Source organism: Paenibacillus sp. GL_099_B (assembly GCF_057835695.1).
The window spans coordinates 3439752-3458191 of record NZ_CM174430.1 but is presented as its reverse complement, the minus strand read 5'-3'; the positions used below and the strand labels follow the sequence as shown (position 1 = coordinate 3458191).

The 18440-nt window shown below is 42.8% G+C and carries 17 protein-coding genes; 4 read left to right on the top strand and 13 right to left on the bottom strand.

Translation table 11 applies throughout. The annotated features are described in order from the left end of the window. The first annotated feature begins 210 nt into the window (after positions 1-210). Positions 211-1056: an AraC family transcriptional regulator gene (locus tag AC3ITG_RS15810; protein ID WP_489254336.1), complete on the top strand. Its 846-nt coding sequence runs from the start codon at positions 211-213 to the stop codon at positions 1054-1056. A gap of 66 nt (positions 1057-1122) precedes the next feature. Here AC3ITG_RS15810 and AC3ITG_RS15805 read toward each other — a convergent pair whose 3' ends face one another. The 3 genes from AC3ITG_RS15805 to AC3ITG_RS15795 all read right to left on the bottom strand — a co-directional run bounded on the left by AC3ITG_RS15805 (position 1123) and on the right by AC3ITG_RS15795 (position 4347). Beyond that, a complete protein-coding gene (locus AC3ITG_RS15805) occupies positions 1123-2124 on the bottom strand; it encodes an NADP-dependent oxidoreductase (RefSeq protein ID WP_489254335.1) in 1002 nt (333 codons plus the stop codon). A 203-nt stretch (positions 2125-2327) separates the two neighbouring features. Next, positions 2328-3659 (bottom strand): sensor histidine kinase, encoded by a 1332-nt coding sequence (locus AC3ITG_RS15800; protein WP_413378852.1) that lies wholly within the window; start codon positions 3657-3659, stop codon positions 2328-2330. 1 nt (position 3660) lies between these two features. Continuing rightward, complete coding sequence (locus AC3ITG_RS15795) at positions 3661-4347, bottom strand: response regulator transcription factor (RefSeq protein WP_489254334.1); 687 nt, start codon at positions 4345-4347, stop codon at positions 3661-3663. Between the two features lie 259 nt (positions 4348-4606). Between AC3ITG_RS15795 and AC3ITG_RS15790 the strand changes: the two genes are divergently transcribed. Next, a complete protein-coding gene (locus tag AC3ITG_RS15790; RefSeq protein ID WP_489254333.1) occupies positions 4607-5641 on the top strand; it encodes a DJ-1/PfpI family protein in 1035 nt (344 codons plus the stop codon). Between the two features lie 49 nt (positions 5642-5690). Beyond that, positions 5691-6332, top strand: a complete 642-nt coding sequence (locus AC3ITG_RS15785) for a DUF2306 domain-containing protein (protein ID WP_489254332.1) — start codon at positions 5691-5693, stop codon at positions 6330-6332. A gap of 71 nt (positions 6333-6403) precedes the next feature. On the opposite strand, the gene AC3ITG_RS15780 is transcribed toward AC3ITG_RS15785, so the two are convergent. The 3 genes from AC3ITG_RS15780 to AC3ITG_RS15770 all read right to left on the bottom strand — a co-directional run bounded on the left by AC3ITG_RS15780 (position 6404) and on the right by AC3ITG_RS15770 (position 9084). Further along, positions 6404-7549 carry a glycoside hydrolase family 5 protein gene (locus AC3ITG_RS15780; protein WP_489254472.1) on the bottom strand — a complete coding sequence of 382 codons (1146 nt, stop codon included), beginning with the start codon at positions 7547-7549 and terminating at the stop codon, positions 6404-6406. A gap of 236 nt (positions 7550-7785) precedes the next feature. Beyond that, complete coding sequence (csaA, locus tag AC3ITG_RS15775) at positions 7786-8118, bottom strand: chaperone CsaA (protein WP_489254331.1); 333 nt, start codon at positions 8116-8118, stop codon at positions 7786-7788. A gap of 57 nt (positions 8119-8175) precedes the next feature. Then, the gene (locus AC3ITG_RS15770; RefSeq protein WP_489254330.1) at positions 8176-9084 is read right to left on the bottom strand and encodes a DMT family transporter; all 909 of its coding nucleotides are present in this window, start codon (positions 9082-9084) and stop codon (positions 8176-8178) included. 155 nt (positions 9085-9239) lie between these two features. Here AC3ITG_RS15770 and AC3ITG_RS15765 point away from each other — a divergent pair, with 155 nt between their 5' ends. Continuing rightward, the gene (locus tag AC3ITG_RS15765) at positions 9240-10136 is read left to right on the top strand and encodes an AraC family transcriptional regulator (protein WP_489254329.1); all 897 of its coding nucleotides are present in this window, start codon (positions 9240-9242) and stop codon (positions 10134-10136) included. A 24-nt stretch (positions 10137-10160) separates the two neighbouring features. Here the strand turns inward: AC3ITG_RS15765 and AC3ITG_RS15760 are convergent, their stop codons facing one another. From AC3ITG_RS15760 to AC3ITG_RS15730, 7 genes are all read right to left on the bottom strand, one after another. Beyond that, entirely contained in the window at positions 10161-11606 is a 1446-nt protein-coding gene (locus AC3ITG_RS15760) for an MFS transporter (RefSeq protein WP_489254328.1), read from the bottom strand. Positions 11607-11795: 189 nt separating this feature from the next. After that, positions 11796-12773: a helix-turn-helix transcriptional regulator gene (locus AC3ITG_RS15755; protein WP_489254327.1), complete on the bottom strand. Its 978-nt coding sequence runs from the start codon at positions 12771-12773 to the stop codon at positions 11796-11798. Between the two features lie 175 nt (positions 12774-12948). Further along, positions 12949-13944, bottom strand: a complete 996-nt coding sequence (locus AC3ITG_RS15750) for an aldo/keto reductase (protein WP_489254326.1) — start codon at positions 13942-13944, stop codon at positions 12949-12951. A gap of 228 nt (positions 13945-14172) precedes the next feature. Next, the gene (locus AC3ITG_RS15745) at positions 14173-15081 is read right to left on the bottom strand and encodes a helix-turn-helix domain-containing protein (RefSeq protein WP_489254325.1); all 909 of its coding nucleotides are present in this window, start codon (positions 15079-15081) and stop codon (positions 14173-14175) included. 197 nt (positions 15082-15278) lie between these two features. Then, positions 15279-16280, bottom strand: a complete 1002-nt coding sequence (locus AC3ITG_RS15740; RefSeq protein ID WP_413378828.1) for a LacI family DNA-binding transcriptional regulator — start codon at positions 16278-16280, stop codon at positions 15279-15281. A 129-nt stretch (positions 16281-16409) separates the two neighbouring features. After that, entirely contained in the window at positions 16410-17396 is a 987-nt protein-coding gene (locus AC3ITG_RS15735; RefSeq protein ID WP_489254324.1) for a Gfo/Idh/MocA family protein, read from the bottom strand. Between the two features lies 1 nt (position 17397). Then, positions 17398-18417: a Gfo/Idh/MocA family oxidoreductase gene (locus tag AC3ITG_RS15730; protein ID WP_489254323.1), complete on the bottom strand. Its 1020-nt coding sequence runs from the start codon at positions 18415-18417 to the stop codon at positions 17398-17400. Positions 18418-18440 lie beyond the last annotated feature (23 nt).

Genomic DNA, 18440 nt, shown 5'->3' with positions numbered 1-18440 from the left:
ATGGCGCTAACGATTATATCATAGCGTTATTTTTCGTTCAATTCTTTTTTTCTCAAAAGGTGGCCTTTGAATTCATCAGGGGTCATCTTTTTTTACGTATCTATTGGGTTTCCCTCTCCCTCTTTCCCTAACCGGACAAATCAAAGCACATAATGACAGGCTCTTGGACCAGTCTTCATCTATTATAGGAATCAAGGAGTGGTTAACCGCATGAACTGGATCGAATCATTACAGCTAGCTATTGCATATATGGAAGAACATTTACTCGAAAATATGACAATGGAGCAAATTTCAGCTCAAGCTCATATTTCTCCCTTTCATTTTCAACGTACGTTTGCCCTATTAACTGATGTTACGGTAGCCGAATATATCAGACGAAGACGGTTAACATTGGCAGCCAATGAACTTATACAGAGTGATCACAAAATCATTGATCTGGCGCTCAAGTATGGTTATGACACTCCTGAATCTTTCTCCAAAGCTTTTCGTAGGCAGCACGGAATTGCCCCCAGTGAAGCGCGTAAGAACAGTACCTCTGTCAAATCGTATAATCGTTTGGTTATTCAATTAAGTCTAAAAGGAGCAGAACCAATGAATCACAGAATTGTTGAACAAGCTGCGTTTACATTAGTAGGGATAAAGCAGGCTTTCTCTTATATTGATGGGGAAAACTTACGAGGTATAGCCAAGATGTGGCAGGATGCGTATACGAGCGGTACAGAAGATCGTTTATTTGAATTGAATAATGGTGTACTTCAAGGATTGCTTGGCGTCTGTGTGGATCAGAACGAAATCCAGGAGAAACAGATGGAATACTGGATTGCTACGGCTTATGATGGTGAAATACCTGAAGGATTATCATCATTCACAATTCCAGCTTCCAAATGGAGTGTTTTTGAAGTCGAAGGTCCGATGCCGGAAAGTATGCAGCGCTTATGGAAGCAGATTATTTCCGAATGGTTCCCTTCCAATCCTTACGAGCATGCAGGTATACCTGAGCTTGAAGTATATCCAGGGCCTAACCAGCCGCCTCAAATCTGGATACCTATAAAATAAGAGAATTATACTATCCGTTCTTGCCCTCAATTCGGACAAGAACGGTATCCATCTCCATTGAACACTTCACTTCATTTTAACGATGACCTTTCCTTTGGCACTTCCCCCTTCGAGATAATGAAACGCTTGCCCGGCATCCTTGAAATCATAAATCTTATCAATAACCGGTTTAATGAGACCTTCCTCCAAGAAACCCTTTATTCGCTCTAATTGCACCCCGCTTGGTTTCATAAAAAGGAAATGATATCTTGCTTGGTTTTTCTTCTCAAGAGTTGTAATCTTATGGCTCACAATCGATAGCAGTGTGGTCTTTAACCAACCCAAGTTGGCTTCTCGCCCGAATCTCGCGTTTGGCAAGCCGGAAATAGATACTATTTTTCCATTCGGCTTAAGTACTTGAAAGGATTTTTCCAGTACCTCGCCTCCTATCGTGTCATACACCGCATCATATCCCGACAGCATTTCTTCAAAATTTTCCTTGCGATAATTGATGATAAGATCCGCACCAAGGGATTGGACCAATTCGTAACCTCTATCACTGGCAGTAGTGGCAACATAAGCCCCCATTAATTTGGCCAGTTGGATGGCGAACGTACCAACTCCTCCTGATCCTGCATGAATTAATATTTTTTGGCCTTTCTGAAGGTTCAAAATATCGTAAAAGGCTTGATATGTCGTAAGTCCGACCAGTGGTATGGATGCTGCTTCTTCAAAGTTTAAGTTTTGGGGCTTCAGAGAGATGTCTTCTTCATGGACAGCAATGTATTCGGCCAAAGTTCCAATTCGGTCTTTACGGGGTCTGCCGTATACTTCGTCTCCGGGTTTATAAGCGTTCACCTGTTTACCAACCTTGACCACAACACCGGAAAAATCATTTCCAAGGATCAATGGCATCTTGTAATTCAGCAGGAGCTTTACTTTGCCCTCTTTTATTTTAAAATCAATCGGATTTAAGCTTGCTGCATGGATTTCTACCAAGACATCATGATCTCCGATTTGAGGAATAGGCATTTCTTTCTGTATCAAGGGAACATTCTTCCCGTATTTCTCAATTACCATGGCTTTCATTTAAATCACTCCATTACGTTTAAGAGTTTAAACATATGAACATATTATATCTAACACGTTAACAAATCAAGCATAATATCGAGATATCCAGACTGGAAGCTGGGATAAGGCTTACCTCTCTTCCAGTCTGAAGTCAAAATCCATCGTAATACGCGTTAAATAACATACCATAATCTTAGGAGACAAGGACCGCACAAATCTTTTTAATTCGGGTCAGTTAACGGTAAACATCCTGCCAAAACTGCTCCACCGTCAGGGTGGTTACTTACCATAAGTTCGCCTCCATGTTGCTTCATCATTCGTTGTGAGATCGTTAATCCTAATCCACTGCCTCCAGTTGCACGACTTCGAGACGTTTCCCCACGATACAGAGGTTCAAAAACGCGCTCTAATTCTTCAAAAGAGAAGCCAGGTCCGGTATCACGGATAGTAAACCTGATTTTATTGCCGTCTTTACAGCATTGGACTGTTATTGCGCCACCTGATGGCGTATATCTAACGGCATTCTCCAATATATTGTTCATCGCACGCTCCAATACATACGAATCTCCGTTAATAAAACAACCGTCAGTTAATTGGTTTAAGATAGAAATATGTTTCTGCTCAGCTTGTGGACTCACACTCTCTATCGACTTTCGGAGGATCTGTGTTAAATCTAGCGTTCTTGTGTTAAGTTCACTTTCCAAGTACTCCATTTTTGTAAAAGTGAAGAGGTCCTCAACCAATCGATCCAATTGAGCGGATTTCTCTTTGCATACGGCAATATATCGGGTGACCTTCTCCGGTGACTGAGCTATTCCTTGTTCCAATCCATCCAAATACCCCCGCAAGGCAAACAACGGTGTGCGTAAATCATGTGCAACGGCTGCGGTGACAAATCTGCGTTCTTCCTCAAGCTCCACTTGTTTACGGTGGGATTGCTCAAGTCCCTTCACCATAACTTCGAATCCATCACGGACTTCGGCAATTTCCATGATTCTGGATTTAGGTAATTGGACTTCCCAATGTCCAGCAGTAATTTGTCTGGCTGCCTTGCTCATTTTCTCAAGGGGTTTAAGAAGGAACCTTCTCATTTCAACTCCAACCACAAAGAAAGCAAGCAGCAGCCCGAAAAATGCCGCAAGCATTGGAACTACATTGGATTTAGGAAGATAAAGAACTACCCTTCCCAGTAATTGTCCATCTTTTATGACAGAAAACTGTTCAGTAGACGATAATCTACTATGGTGCTTTTGGCTGGAACGATAAATTTCCGAATTGGACGCAGATTCAATCTCCACATCCATCTTTGCTTTGCTCAACTCGGTATGAAGTTCGTTTTGCCAACCGGTATCCGTCCATTTGTTCGTACCAACTTCAATCATGTGGATCATCTCGCTGAGATGTCTTTGCAGCGTTTCATTTTGCTGTTGGCTTGTAGAGATGCTAAACGACTGAGTGTCCATAAAGTGAGCCGTGACAAAAAAGATCCAAGGCAATGTAAGCAAGAAGAATAAACAAAGCATAGTAAATGTACGAATACGGAGTTTTCTCATGTTACACTCCCTCAAAACGGTATCCTACTCCCCACACGTTGATGAGGAATTGTGGATGGTTTGGATCGGATTCAATTTTTTCGCGAAGCCGGCTAAGATGAACCCGAATGGTATGCCTGTCGCCTACACCTTCCCAAAACTTTGCAAGCAGTTGTTCGTAGGAGAAAACCTGCCTCGGGTGCTCCGCAAATAATCGCAACAACTCATATTCTTTAGGTGTAAGCTCGACTTTCCCCCCTTCGACCAGGACTTCTCTTGCAGTCAGATTCAACTGGATGCGTCCATAATCCAAGATCTTCCCTTCCATGGGTTGTCTGGAAGTAGTGCGCCGCAAAACGGCTTTCACTCTGGCAACAATTTCCCCAGGCGAAGCCGTTTTGACGATATAATCATCTCCTCCGAGCGTAAGGCCACGGATCTTGTCCACATCATCACTGCGAGCACTCAAGAAAAGGACTGGAACATTGCTGTCCCCTCGAATTCGACGGCATAGCTCAAATCCGTTTTGTCCCGGCATCATAATGTCCAGTACAATGCAATCTATGGAATGCTGTTGCAGTATTGCCCAAGCTTGTTCCGTATTACAAGCAGTCTTTACGTGAAATTGGTCATTCTCTAGAAAGTCCCTTAATAGCTCAACGATGCTCTGATCATCATCTACAACAAGTATCGTATGATACATACTCATGCTTATCCCACCTCTGCCATCTAGTTTATCATTTTTTCTTCCTTTACCAAGTCGAGACTAAATTCTGTGATGATTTGTTTATAGTTTTGTGACCTTTCTAGGACTTCCTTTGAGATATTCGTTTGTTACGATTCTAACTGTGAGTACGGACGACTTATATTCTAATTCGTCCAGTCGAATGGCTAAAGGCTAAATTGACGAGAAGAATATCACAAGCTGAAGAATCTTTTGACGAAATAAAGATAAGGGGATGGATGAAATGTTAACTGTTCAAATCGTGTTATTTGATGGCTTCGACCTATTGGATGCCGTTGCACCTTACGAAGTATTTTGCGCCGCTTCCATGCATACCGACAACGCCGTAAGAGTAGAGATGGTCACGGCTGAAGGTCCAAGACCAGTGACTAGTGGTATGAATGGTTTGACAATTGAAGCGAACAACACTCTTGACCCGGAACGTGGGGGTATCATACTTGTGCCTGGTGCAGCCGGTAATGTTGAAGGAGATGGTCCAGACTCGATTCCTGCCATTCTTGGTAAAGCCATGAATACGGAATTGACTACAATGATCAAGACAGCTCTCGACCACAAAGACATCTTAGTCGCTACAGTCTGCGGCGGTTCCCTCTTGTTAGCTATGGGAGGACTCTTGGAAGGAAGATCTGCTGTAACACATCGTTTGGGTATGGATTTACTTGGTGCGACTGGGGCAATTCCTGTCCCGGCACGCGTAGTGGATGATGGTAATCTGGTTACTGGCGGCGGTGTGACCTCGGGGCTTGATGTTGCGTTGTATCTGGTCGAACGTGAACTGGGGCCACGTATCGCACACGAGATAGAGCAGTTGTTTGAGTATGAGCGAAGAGGAACCGTTTGGAGAGCAAAAGGCATTGCACCCAGCCCTCACAAGTCGTTGACGGACAACGAACCGAACATTGTAATGAATCAAACGGTAGTGACCTCTGGCATATTGCTTAATGAGAAAACTCAGACAACCGTCTTTGATGGGAATTGGGACACAACAATCGCTACACCTGTCGGTAAACTGGAGGTCAAACTCTACATAAAGACAATTTCCGATGTGATCCAGGGCACAGCAACACAAGGTAACGAAACAATCCCATTTTTGAACCCTGTACTCTGCGACAACAAGTTAACCTGGAGCCTGTCAATTACCAAACCTATGCGTTTGAATCTGAAATTCGAAGTTGCCGTGGATGGAGATCAAATGAAGGGAATAGCTAAGGCTGGCCTTCTTCCTGCTTCCAAATTAACAGGAAAACGAATAAACTAGCCTGGTTAGCTATGTGCACAAAAAAGAGTTTCGGGGGTTGTAGTTCGATATGAAGAAACAAGGAATGTTATACGGATGGCTGGCCTGCGTCAGTATTTTATTTATTGTGTATGCTCTAGTGAAGAACTATTGGATAGACCCAGAAGCTTCAAGCTTTTTAAGCCATAAGACCGGTTCGAAGCGTGAGCTTCATCTTCCGATCTGGCTGAATGTCATGTACGTTCATGTTGCGTTTGCATGTTTGGCCATGGCGTCTGGATTGCTCAACTTCTCTAATCGAATTTTTGAAAAGAGCCGCAGGTTCCACCGTATAAACGGTTATGTTTACATTGTGTCCGTAGCGCTTGTTGTACTGACTTCCGGTTATATGGCCCCTTACGCTACTGGAGGGAAAATAAGCAGTATCGGTTTCAATGCGCTTAATATCATCTGGCTATTCATTACGATTACCGCTCTCATTCAAATTAAACAGAAACGAATGGTTCAACACCGGAACTGGATGATTCGAAGTTATGCCTTTTGCTTCACGAACATGTTGATTCACCTCATCACTTCCCTTTTTCATCTGGGATTCGGGTTGGCTTATGTTACAAGCTACACTATAAGTATTTATGGCTCTATTGCTTTGCTGCTAGTTATTCCAGAATTCATCATCAGAATGAACTTCAAATTAAGAACAGCCCCCGAATAATTTTTCGGAGGCTGTTCTGCAATCTAGGTTTAGTAGAACAAGCAATAATGCAATGGTGATCCTTCTCCATTTCACTTCCTCAGGCTTTCCTTGATCTCATTCCAAATCGGATTGTCTACCGTACCGCGTAATGGCTGCTCTCCTTTTTCAATGGCATCCCAATACTTCCAGTTAGGCTTCTCGCTACCTAATTCATAGTCCATCCCATCCCAGGTATCTTCACGAAATGCATAGAAAGCCCAATGCCATCCGTATTCATTAAAGATAGATATCAGATCCGACATGTAGCGATCTGCACCTTGAACCATTCGATTCGTCCCGAATTCGGAAGCTATAATCTGGTTTGCAGGTATGTTATGATTGGATGCCCACTTGGCGACAGGCTCGACAAATTGTTTCAGAGTCTGACGGTTAAACTCTTTTTCCGTCTCATCATCTCCAACCTTTACGCTCCCCGGATAAGAATACGTAAATCCTTTTTTCTTGTTCTGGCTTGTCATCTCATAAGGCTCATACATATGAAAAGCATACAGCACGTTAGGATCATCAATCGGCTTCAAATACGTAAAAGCCCAAGGTGTTGCGTAGAGCCCCGAATCCAGAATAATGGGAGTTGTCTGGTCTACCGTCCTGATCTCTTTGGTTATCGTATCATAGAGTGAATTCAGATCAGCTGCGGTATGTTCCACTTTGGCATACCACTCCGAATAATCCTGCGTCCAGAAGTCATGAAAACCCGTACCCGTTTCCGGATGAGGTTCATTAATCAGGTTATAGCCGATGACGGCAGGATGATTCTTCAATCGTTGTGCAAGATCCTTCCAAAACTGAGCGGCCTGCTTGTGATATTCAGTATCATTCCAGATCCGATCATCATTCTTGGCCCCGTTGAACTGCCGCCAGCGATCTCCCGGTAAGCTAAGCACCGTAATAATCACTTTCATTCCTTTAGCTTCCGCGGCGTCCAAATCCGCTTTGAGTCGGGCAAAATCCTCTTCCACGATACCTTCGTACTTATCCGAGCTGCCTATCAAAAAATCTGCGTTGATATTGGCATCTGGCTTGTCGTTAAACAAAAAATCTCGATCCTTACTCCACTTATCGGGCGCAAGCCGTACAAACTCTATGCCCTGTTCCTTGGCTGCTTCATAGTTGTCAGGAAGAGATGTGGAGTTCATAAAATTGGTCCCTTTTCGCTGTTCATTCCAGTAGCTCATTTTCTCCGAAGGAACAGCCTCCTTCTCCTCCTGACTGCTGTTCACCCCTGAAATCTCCAATGGCTTTGGAGAAGCAGAGTTAGAACTGCATCCAGCTAGTGCAACCAAAATGGCCGCCGAGAGTAAAACATTTCTTCCGATTGGCCAACTCGATTTGGTTGATATTTTCTTCATGACAATCACCTCGATAGCCATCTTACCCGTTGTCTGTTACGCCAATATGACAAAACGAGCTATTATCCAATCGAAGTTCCGTCAGGCAGCTCGATATCTGGTTTTAACAGAACGACATCCCCTTTTTCGGGTATTCCTCCCAGAACCAATACTTCTGATTTAAACCCGGCTATCCGGCGCGGCGGAAAGTTGACTATCCCTATGACTTGTTTCCCGGTCAGTTCCTCGGCTGCATATCTTTTGGTAATTTGTGCACTAGACTTTTTTATTCCAATCTCTTCTCCAAAATCAATCTCAAGTTTGATCGCAGGTACTTTCGCTTCTGCAAAAAACTCAGCTTTTGTAACGGTTCCGATACGGATATCCAGTTTCAAAAAATCATCAATGTTAGCCATATATATATTCTCCTCTTCTACTTGTCTTATGGTTAGAATAGTTGTTATAAATTCACGTCAAGTTCGAACTTCAGAAACGGTGTATCGCCAGGATTTTGCCCAAAAATACACCCCCATGCCGATTACAGTCATCATCCCACCTATAAACTGAAACAGAGAGATGGTTTCTCCCAGAAATACAAAGGCGAGTATGATGGCAAGAACAGGCTCTCCAATAATACCTACAGAAACCGTCGTTGCGCCTAAAGATTTCAACAATAGATTAATAAGAAATTGCCCAAAAATGGTTGGGATTATGGCAAGCAACAAGAAATACATCCAATCTGAAGAGTTATATCCGGTCAGGGAGATATGATTGAATAGACTGTAGATAAGCAAGACACTTCCCGCAAGGAAGAAAACAATAACGCTGTACACATTTGCATCGATTTTATGACTGACTTTTTGTCCAGCAAGCATGTATGCTGAAACCGAAATTGTACCTAGTAAAGATAATCCATCTCCAATCAGCGCCTCTCTTGATACCCCGATATCGCCCCATGCGATAATGACTGATCCTGCAAGAGCAGTGACCAGACATAGAATCGTAACCATGTTTGCTCGTTCCTTGAAGATGAAGTATGACCCGACCATTACAAATAAGGGCTGCAACGATAAAATGACCATGGAACTTGCAACGGAGGTATGCACCAATGACTCCATCCAGAATAAGAAATGTAACCCGAGAAATAGCCCCGCTAACAATACAACACTCCAATCTTTTTTGCTCATCTTAAGGTTTCGAAGACTTTTCCAAGGAACAAAAGGAAGCATTAGTATTACAGTTATGAACAATCTGTACATCCCAGCTACAGAGGTTGGTGTCTCTGAGGACTTTATCAATATGGAAGAGATCGAGATGGACAAAATGCTGATAAAAAGCAACATATACGGATGAGGCGGATACAACGATTTATTCATTTTCATACTTACTCCTTCAACATGTTCTATCCAAATTCTGTGCACAGGATTATAGTGATAAAACAAAGATTGGATATAATAATATCATCGTTAATATTTTAATTGTGTAATAATATCGCTATATTATATATAAATATCATCATTTGAAAGGATGCCATTCCATGTCAAAGCAGCTTCACGAGACGATTCTTTTCCCTGATGCTTCATTTCCATACATTATGTACACGGCTAATTCCGAGAAAATTATTCCTGAAGGTAGGGGATTTAATGACTTGCATTGGCATGAAGAGCTACAGATTACATTGGTTACTCAAGGAAGGTTAGTTATACAGGTAAACGGTATCGATCATGAGTTACTGGCTGGCCAGGCCATCCTAATTAATAAGGGAGTCCTGCATGTTACGACGCATCTGACCCACAACGGTCAATATGTGAGTTTTAATTTCCCTGAAAAGCTGTTAGCCTTCTATGCAGATAGTGCCATGGAGAAGAATTATGTATTACCATATACGGACTCATCCCTGGTGTCGCTGGTAATCAAGGGTGATGTTGAATGGCAACAGATCGTGCTAGATATGTTATGGGATATGAAAAAGAGTTTTGATACGACAAAAAAGTGGGGATGGGAGTATGAGGTTTCCATCAAAACCGTACAATTGTGGTTAATATTGATTCATAATATTACCCTCTCCTCCGAGGAGGCACCCAAATATGTAAAGCTGCAGCAAGAGCGGCTTCAACTCATGCTCAGCTTTATCCATCAACAGTATTCAATCAATATCACACTGCAAGAAATTGCTGATACAGCACATCTAAGCATCTCAGAGTGCACCCGGAGTTTTAAGAAGACCATTCATATGACACCGTATGATTATTTAATTAAGTACCGGATCAAGAAAAGCATGGAGTTATTAATTTCAACCGATTATACAGTAACCGAAATAGCTCATAGGGTTGGTTTTAACCATGTAAATAACTTCATTCAGTCTTTCAAAAAACAGCAAAACCAAACGCCTAAGAGTTTTCGGAATTCGAGTAATGAGATCAAAAATCAATGAAAGAATTAGTCTGATGCAATTACATCACTTTTCTTTTAACAGGTAAATGCAGCCACAAGCAGCAAAGGCAAGTACGCCGCTCGCGGCGCTTGAAATGGAAAAAGCTCTTACATAATCCCCAAGGCCGGCATCGGCAAGGGGCGAGCGCAGTGCGGCAGAAAACAAAATGCTGATCATTGCCACACCCAATGTGTTCGCCAAATACATAAAGGTTGTGAACAGCCCCGATCCGGTTCCTGCCGAGGCCGTTGGCACGCGATTCAAGATTGTATTGGCGAGCGGCGTTGTGGCCATGCCCAGACCAAGCCCGTACACCAAGAGAATCAATATATTGTGGAACTGGAACAAATGAACGGCGTCGGCATGCAAAGACCACATCAGCAAAAATATACTTCCACCCATGGTAAGTGTCCCTGCTTTCAATACCGTTTCTCCCCACCTTTTCACCATCCGCGAAGATAATAATGAAGTGGCGAAAAATCCAAGGCCTAGTGGCAAAAAAACAAGACTGGTTGATTGAACATCGAATTGTAATCCCGACTGAACATAATAATTTAAGATGAAGAAAAAAGAGAACATGCTCAGATATACAACGATTTCTGTGATAATACCGATCCGAAACGAGTCAATTTTGAATATGGAAAGCTCCATTAACGGCGTGCGTCCTTCCTCTTCCCTCCGTTTCTGCCGAAGAACGAATAGAACTTGTAGCAAGAGTGAACCAAACACACAGCCCCAAGTCCATATCGGCCATCCTAGTTTTTGCCCAATCGTCAACGGATAAATGAGCATAAGCAAGCCAAGCATGATCATAGCAGTGCCGAGCCAGTCAATACTCTGCTTGTAATGTCCCCGTGATTCGGGAATGATGTGGAGCCCTGCTAGTACAAGCAATCCTATAGGCACATTAAATAGAAAAACGATCCTCCAGCCAAGATTGAACAGGTTCCAGTCCACTAATATGCCACCTAATATGATCCCAAGTGTAAAACCTACACCGATAACGGCACCATAGATGGAAAAAACAAACCCTTTTTCGCTCGCCGGAAAGCTGCTCTGTATAATCGACAAAACCTGGGGTTGGATCATCGCTGCCGATAAACCCTGGATGATGCGAATGACAATGAGCAGCGTTGGATTAGAACCTACGCTTCCGAGCAGCCCCATCAGGGTGAAGCCCAATAAGCCAATCCATAACATCCGTTTTCGACCATATAAATCGCCCATTTTCCCACCAAGAATCAATGCAACTGCAAGCCCTAACGAATATCCAGAAAAAATAAGCTGGGCCTCGCCAAAGCTTGCTTTTATGCTGGACTGCATCATTGGAAGAGCCACCTGAATCATGTAATTGTTCAGCGAAATCAGCAGCGTTGGCAATAAAATCAGGACTAAAGCCATCCAGCGGCGCGGGTCCACCTGAGGTGCAGTGTATACTTCTCTTGTAACTGTTGCAGTTGATTTATGCATGATCATGATCCTCTCCCATCCCTCTCCAATTGATAATAATTATCAGTTATTGATGGAAAGAGGGTCTACCTGCATAGGGATTTTCTATCCCTATAAAAGGAGCGCGGGCAAAAATAAAAAAAGGAATTTCGACATGATCGTCATGTCTGAAATTCCTTCTGAATTGCCCTAATCGGTTTTTATATCTCGCTAAGGTAACATTTTGAGGTGCTCACTGGGGTTATATCCATAAATCTTACGAAAGGCTGTCGCAAAATTACTGACATTACTGTAGCCAACGGATACCGCCGCTTCTCCGACATTCATTCGCTGTACTTCCATATAATAAAGCGCCATTTCCATTCTTTGCTTGCGTACCAGCTCAAATACAGTCATGCCAAAGCGTTCGCGAAACCCCTTTTTAAGCTTGAATTCATTGAGCCCGACCTTTCTGGACAGCTCCTGAATGGATAAGGGTTGTTCAAAATGGCGAATAACCAATTCCCTGGCATAATCAAGATTCGCCAGATCATCTCGGCTCAGGAAGCTTTTTTCATTCAGCGCCTGATGCCCTTCTACTTCACCAAACAAAGCAATCAATTCCATGGATTTGCTCTCCATGTACAACCTTTTCAAGGCTCCATTATACGTGCAATTCAACATATTCGAAACACATCGATGAATCTCCGGTGTATTGGGATAGTTATCAATGTTCCCTTTATATCGCTGCAGCCAGGATTGCATTTTCTGTTCCTCGGTTACATCTGAAGCATAATACAACAGTTCCTGCGGGGATAAGCGAATTTCAAGCATATGATGCCGGACGTCCGCTTTTTTCTCTTCATATACCAATTCATCCTCGAAAAATAACACGTTGCCTGTCCAATGATGGGTATAGCTTTCCTTCCCTTCCCACTCACAATAGATATCGCCATTAAGACAATAACTTATCTCAAATAACGGACAAGCCTCCTGAATACGAAGTTTCATATCCTGGACATAGGTCACATCGGTTATAACAATTTCCATACCCGGACGGATACGTGTTCTGTGTATGCTTCCTTGGCCCATCTCTTGCGGAATTGTAATATGCTGCTCCCATGTCTGAAGGCGGGATTGTGCTTGTATCAGACCAGTAAATTGATCAAAAAGGCTGTGTACCTCGCTGTTAACTATATTTAGAGTCAAAAAGACACCTTCTCATATCCATTTAGAAATCCTGTGTGCTACTTCCTCTTTGCTAAATTCAATATTTCCCGAGGCCCTTAAAATATCATGTGTTGATATATATACCACAAAAAAGGAGTTTATCAAAGATGAATCTGGCATGTGTTAGAAACAACACCTGAGAACGTATGGGACCTTATGAGCTAAATCCAACATTAAGTCCATATACCGGATGAGGCACATACGGCTCTTCCAAACAAGCCATTTCTTCTGATGTTAACGCAATCGATATAGCTTCAGCTGCATTTTCGAGATGGGATGTCTTCGTAGCGCCAATAATCGGCGCTGTAACCGGATTCTTGTGCAGCAACCAGGCAAGAGCGATTTGTACCCGGGGAACGCCGCGTTTTCCTGCGATTTCTGCAACTCGCTCTACTACCAATCGATCGGTGCTGGCTGTCGCATCGTATTTTGCCTTTTGAACCTGATCCGTTTCGGAACGTTGTGTTGTTTCCTGCCAATCTCTGGTCAACCGGCCAGAAGCAAGTGGACTGTAAGGAATTACACCGATTTTCTCTTCCTGACAAAGAGGCATCATTTCTCTTTCCTCTTCACGGTAGATCAGGTTATAGTGGTTCTGCATCGATACAAAGCGGGTCCATCCATTTCTCTCAGCGACATATAAAGCCTTTTGAAATTGCCATGCTGACATGGCAGAAGCACCAATATATCTTGCCTTCCCTGCCTTCACCACATCATGTAATGCTTCCATGGTCTCTTCAATAGGGGTATGGTTGTCCCAGCGGTGAATTTGATACAGATCCACATAGTCCGTTCCCAGCCTCTTGAGGCTCTTGTCGATCTCACTCATAATTGCCTTTCGAGAAAGTCCAGCGCCATTCGGACCATCATGCATGCGGGAAAACACTTTTGTCGCAAGGACAATTTCATCTCGATTAGCATAGTCCTTGAGAGCCCGACCCAGAATCTCCTCACTTGTTCCGCCAGCATATACATTTGCTGTATCAAAGAAATTAATGCCTAGCTCCAACGCTTTCTGAATGACGGGACGACTATTCTCTTCATCCAACACCCATTGATGAAAACCACGTCCTGGTTCACCAAATCCCATGCAACCAAGGCAAAGTCGAGATACATCCATGCCTGTATTTCCTAATTTCACATATTCCATTGGTTAATCCTCCTCAGACATTTAGGTTGAGACAACGTTGTAACGCATGTGTCAAGAATAACAAGAAAATAGATGCATTTCTTTGCTGCTAAGCTCATTGGATTTGTTTATTTAGCTCATTTGTCTCGAATAAGGAAAAAGCGTTTCACGATATTTTATCGCGAAGCGCTTTACACAAAAGTTGCACATAGTCACTTGTTATTAGAGTATGGACAGAATATACTGGCCCTATTTAATCTTTTCCTCGCTTCGTTTGCATTGCTGTCTAAACTCCGAGGGCGGAAGCCCGAACTGTAGCTTAAACACTTTGGAAAAATGGGCAACGTTTTCGAAACCTGTTGAGAAACAGACGTCGGTGACGGACAGAGACGTCTCGGCCAACAGTTTCTTGGCTTTGTCCAGCCTCTGATTACGAATCCACTTCAAGGGTGAAGTGTGGTATAGCGTCTGAAAATCCCTCTTGAAGGTAGACAGGCTTCTGCCGGACAAATAAGCCAAATCGCTTATGGAGATGGGATTCGTGATATTCTCCTCCATTATTTTGCCGAAGTTACTGTTTTGATTATGATTCGGTTGCAGTAGTTGATGTAAGAATTGTTCATTGGCTTGCGCCAGATGAAACAGAAGTTCCATGAATTTAAGCCGGATCAGTCCATCTTGTACCTTGTCTGGATTTTCGAAATAGGGTTTCAATGACGCTATATAAGAGCGAGTGAGTTCATTGACCGGAATAATGGACACCGGAGTGATTTCATTCACGCTATTTGTCTGTTTGAAGCCAGAAAACTGAACAAACTCTTCGAGCATACTTTCATTCAGGAAAAACATCATATAATCCAGCATAAATTCAGAGCCGGGTTCACCCGACTTTATGTAATCAATACGAATCGATTTGTGAAGAAACACCATTTCATCACTGCGCACAGTGTACTCCTGATCCTTGAATCGGACCGTATACACACCTGATATAACGAACAACAACATGTGATCTTTCAGAAAAAATGAACCTGTTGTCCCCTGTGTATGCAAACAGAATTGAATAACGGATAACCCATTCTGTTTTAAGCTTCCTTGCTTGTCTGGTGCACGTTCCAGCTCTTGTGGTGCTTTGATTATCTTTCCGTTTCTCATGGACATGGATAGTCCCGCCTTTTTAGCTTTTAATAATAGAATAACAGGAAACGGAAATCAATGCTTTTGGAATGATGTCCATTTGAATGAGACTATATACCTTTTTTACAGTCTCAGAAGGTCTACGAGTATAATTTCGTATTAAAAAGAAAAACAGCCCGTGATTAGGGCTGTAAGGGTGGTCATTGAAAATGTATGTGCACTCATCCTTCAGAAAGGATCATCTGCGAAACAGAGTCACGCTCGACACACTGTATATTGATCCTATAAGTAGACTCAACAGCTTCTCCTTTTAACATTTGAATGAGTACATGTCCAGCAAAGGAGCCTGCATCTGTTTTGGGTTGTCGAAAAGTCGTAAGAGGTGGATTTAAGTATTCGGTCACATGTATGTTATCAAATCCAATAATGGATAGATCTTCGGGTATGGAAACCTGGTGTTCTTTAAAAGCCTCTAAGCCACCAATGGCCATTTCATCATTCGCAAAAAAGACTGCCGTTGGAAGCTCTCCCTCCATTAGCAACTTGGCTGCATTGTAGCCACCTGTTTTCAGAAATTGGCCGCCAAGTCTCCAATTCTCATTTTCTTCCACCCCAGCTTCATGCATAGCTCTCAGATAACCCTGATATCGCATCAGATTACAATCCGAACTTAAAGGTCCACTAATGTAGGCTATTGCGCGGTGACCTTTATCCAGAAGGAAACGGGTTGCCATATAACCACCCTGCTCATCATCCATCAGAACATTTACAATATGCTCACTATGGAGTTCCCGGTCCATCACAACAATAGGAAATCCCGTTTCGGCAGCCTGTAACAACAACTCATCTTCAATATTTTCAGCGATTACAATCACGCCGTCCAGCCTTCTCTCCCTGATAAAGCGTGCGGCTGTCGATCGCTCTCCGCCTAAAGAGCTGCATACGATCAGGTCGTATCCCTGACTAATCGCGCTGGATTCAATCCCACTCACCAAGTCGGAAAAATAGGGAACGGACATATCATGAACAATAACACCGATCGTTTGTGTGTTTTTTCGCTTTAATTCGGATGCGGCTCCATGCTTGATGTAATTAAGCTCACTTGCTGCCGCAAGTACTTTCTGTCTTGTCTGCTCACTTACATGTTTTTTGCCGTTGAGTACATAGGATACGGTTGAACTCGCGACACCCGCTAACTTTGCTACATCTTTAATCGTTATCATTAAATACTCCCCAAGAAGACTGTTATTGGTTCACTGACAAATGAATTTTTATATCTTTCACCGCATTTTAACACAGTCATCTTGGGAAATGCACAAAAAGATACAATCATACTGGAATTTCAGAATATATTATCGATCAGGTCCAAATACAAGATTTGCGGACTGTTTGGCTTGTTCAATAACATCCATCACCTTCTCGCTATGCTCAAGCATAACTGTGACTTTCTCAAGATCTTGTTCACGAATCATACGCTCGAATTCAACAAACTCGTCATACATGCGATGAGGATGATCCTTATCATCAACCCGAATCGGCGCTTCCTTATGAAGCGCAAGATCAAAGGATTCACATTTGTTCGCCGAGCTCGTCATATGGATATATCCTTTATCCCCCTGGATGTTCATTGCATTGGGGGCTGTGCTGTCTTTGGAGCCTATGCAAACACACTTGAACTCACCGTAGTCCAAAAGCAACATACCTGAAGTGTCAATCCCGCGTTCCATGTTGGCCCAGTATTCCACCTTCTTCGGGCTTCCGAAAAGCCCTACGACCAGATGAATATTATACAAATTAATATCCATCAAGGCTCCACCAGACATTTCCGGATTAAATGCCGGCAGCACTTCTCCAGCCTGAAAAGCCTCATAGCGGGATGAATATTGGGAATAGTTACACTCCACAATTTTGATGTCACCCAGTTTGCGCAGATTCTCCTTCATGGACAAATAGTTCTTCAAATATTGGTTTGTGATGGCTTCGACCAACACTAGCTGTTTTTGCCGTGCAATCTCTTTAAGTTCCAGAAATTCTTGCAGGTTGGAAGTGAACGGCTTCTCACAGATAACATGTTTGCCGCCCAATAACGCTTCTTTGGCATATGCATAATGAAGATGATTCGGAAGTCCAATATAGATCGTATCCACTTCATCATTCGTAATCATTTCGCTATATTCTGAATGTATTCGAGCAATTCCATACTGCTCTTGCAGAGTCAGCAATTTATCCAGATGAGCAGGTCTGGAACATATGGCCTCCAACGTAATCGCAGGAATTTCATGAATAAAGCTTAATAGATCCCTTACAATCATTCCGGCTCCGACAATTCCCAGATTCATATTAGTTACACTCCTCCATACCTTTTTCTAATATTTCCATAACCGCGATCGTTTCTTTGTCTTGAATCACTTTTTCTTTGCCATGGTTGATGGCTTCATAGATATCGTCATACACTCTTGCATAATCGCCTTGTTCAGAGATCACTTTTTCTTCATGGTATATTCCTGCGTCATCCAGATACGTCAGTACGCCATAGTGCTGAGGCAAATCCTTACCAAAATCGGGATGTCCTTTGGGAAGGTAAAATAACTTCAGATGTTCCTCTTGACGATCCTCAGTTTGTTTTACGAATACTCCCTTTTTGCCGTATACTACAAAACTCGGGCGGGGCTTTAAGCGGAAAAAGCTAGATTTGACTGATACTTTCAGCGAAGCGTAATAAAAGTCCAGATCGAAATAATCATTCATTCTGCCAGGACCCAGCAATTGACGAACATCGTAATGTATCTTGTGCGGTTGCCCGAAATAGGATAATACCTGATCAATGGTGTGAACACCGTGCCCGTATAAATAACTTTTGTATTTGGAAAAATGGGTGGTAGCATTGGGGATCTCCGGTCGATAATAATCGTAATGCATCTCCACTTCCAGCAAATCGCCAAGCTTTCCTGACTCAATCACTTTCTTAGTCGTCAGAAAATCCGAATCATATCGTCGGTTCTGATAACATTGAATCAAGAGATTTTTTTCTTTGGCGTACTGGAAAATGGATTCGGCTTCTTCCTTGGTCAGCATAAAAGGTTTTTCAACAAGTACATGTTTTCCGTGGTCGAGCGCCATCTTTGCATACTCATAATGGGATTCGGTATGTGTACAGACCACTACCAACTGAATGTCATCGTCTTTCATTAAAGCTGCAAGATCATCTGTATACAGAACGCCAGGAGCCTTCTCCCACTCCGTTTTCTCCGGATGGCGGGCGTATATCGTTTTTACTTTCAAATGATCCCGATTCAATGAAAAAGGAAGATGATAACGATTTGTACTTTTGCCATCGCCAATGTAACCGATGGTCAACATATGAATTCCCCCTTAGGCTCTTT

Coding starts and splice junctions, on each gene's coding strand:
- AC3ITG_RS15760 (WP_489254328.1), bottom strand. CDS start 11,606: ATGCATAAATCAACTGCAACAGTTACAAGAGAAGTATACACTGCACCT.
- AC3ITG_RS15745 (WP_489254325.1), bottom strand. CDS start 15,081: ATGTCCATGAGAAACGGAAAGATAATCAAAGCACCACAAGAGCTGGAA.
- AC3ITG_RS15795 (WP_489254334.1), bottom strand. CDS start 4,347: ATGAGTATGTATCATACGATACTTGTTGTAGATGATGATCAGAGCATC.
- AC3ITG_RS15750 (WP_489254326.1), bottom strand. CDS start 13,944: ATGGAATATGTGAAATTAGGAAATACAGGCATGGATGTATCTCGACTT.
- AC3ITG_RS15800 (WP_413378852.1), bottom strand. CDS start 3,659: ATGAGAAAACTCCGTATTCGTACATTTACTATGCTTTGTTTATTCTTC.
- AC3ITG_RS15770 (WP_489254330.1), bottom strand. CDS start 9,084: ATGAAAATGAATAAATCGTTGTATCCGCCTCATCCGTATATGTTGCTT.
- AC3ITG_RS15735 (WP_489254324.1), bottom strand. CDS start 17,396: ATGAATCTGGGAATTGTCGGAGCCGGAATGATTGTAAGGGATCTATTA.
- AC3ITG_RS15790 (WP_489254333.1), top strand. CDS start 4,607: ATGTTAACTGTTCAAATCGTGTTATTTGATGGCTTCGACCTATTGGAT.
- AC3ITG_RS15730 (WP_489254323.1), bottom strand. CDS start 18,417: ATGTTGACCATCGGTTACATTGGCGATGGCAAAAGTACAAATCGTTAT.
- AC3ITG_RS15780 (WP_489254472.1), bottom strand. CDS start 7,549: ATGAGCTACTGGAATGAACAGCGAAAAGGGACCAATTTTATGAACTCC.
- AC3ITG_RS15810 (WP_489254336.1), top strand. CDS start 211: ATGAACTGGATCGAATCATTACAGCTAGCTATTGCATATATGGAAGAA.
- AC3ITG_RS15785 (WP_489254332.1), top strand. CDS start 5,691: ATGAAGAAACAAGGAATGTTATACGGATGGCTGGCCTGCGTCAGTATT.
- AC3ITG_RS15805 (WP_489254335.1), bottom strand. CDS start 2,124: ATGAAAGCCATGGTAATTGAGAAATACGGGAAGAATGTTCCCTTGATA.
- csaA (WP_489254331.1), bottom strand. CDS start 8,118: ATGGCTAACATTGATGATTTTTTGAAACTGGATATCCGTATCGGAACC.
- AC3ITG_RS15765 (WP_489254329.1), top strand. CDS start 9,240: ATGTCAAAGCAGCTTCACGAGACGATTCTTTTCCCTGATGCTTCATTT.
- AC3ITG_RS15740 (WP_413378828.1), bottom strand. CDS start 16,280: ATGATAACGATTAAAGATGTAGCAAAGTTAGCGGGTGTCGCGAGTTCA.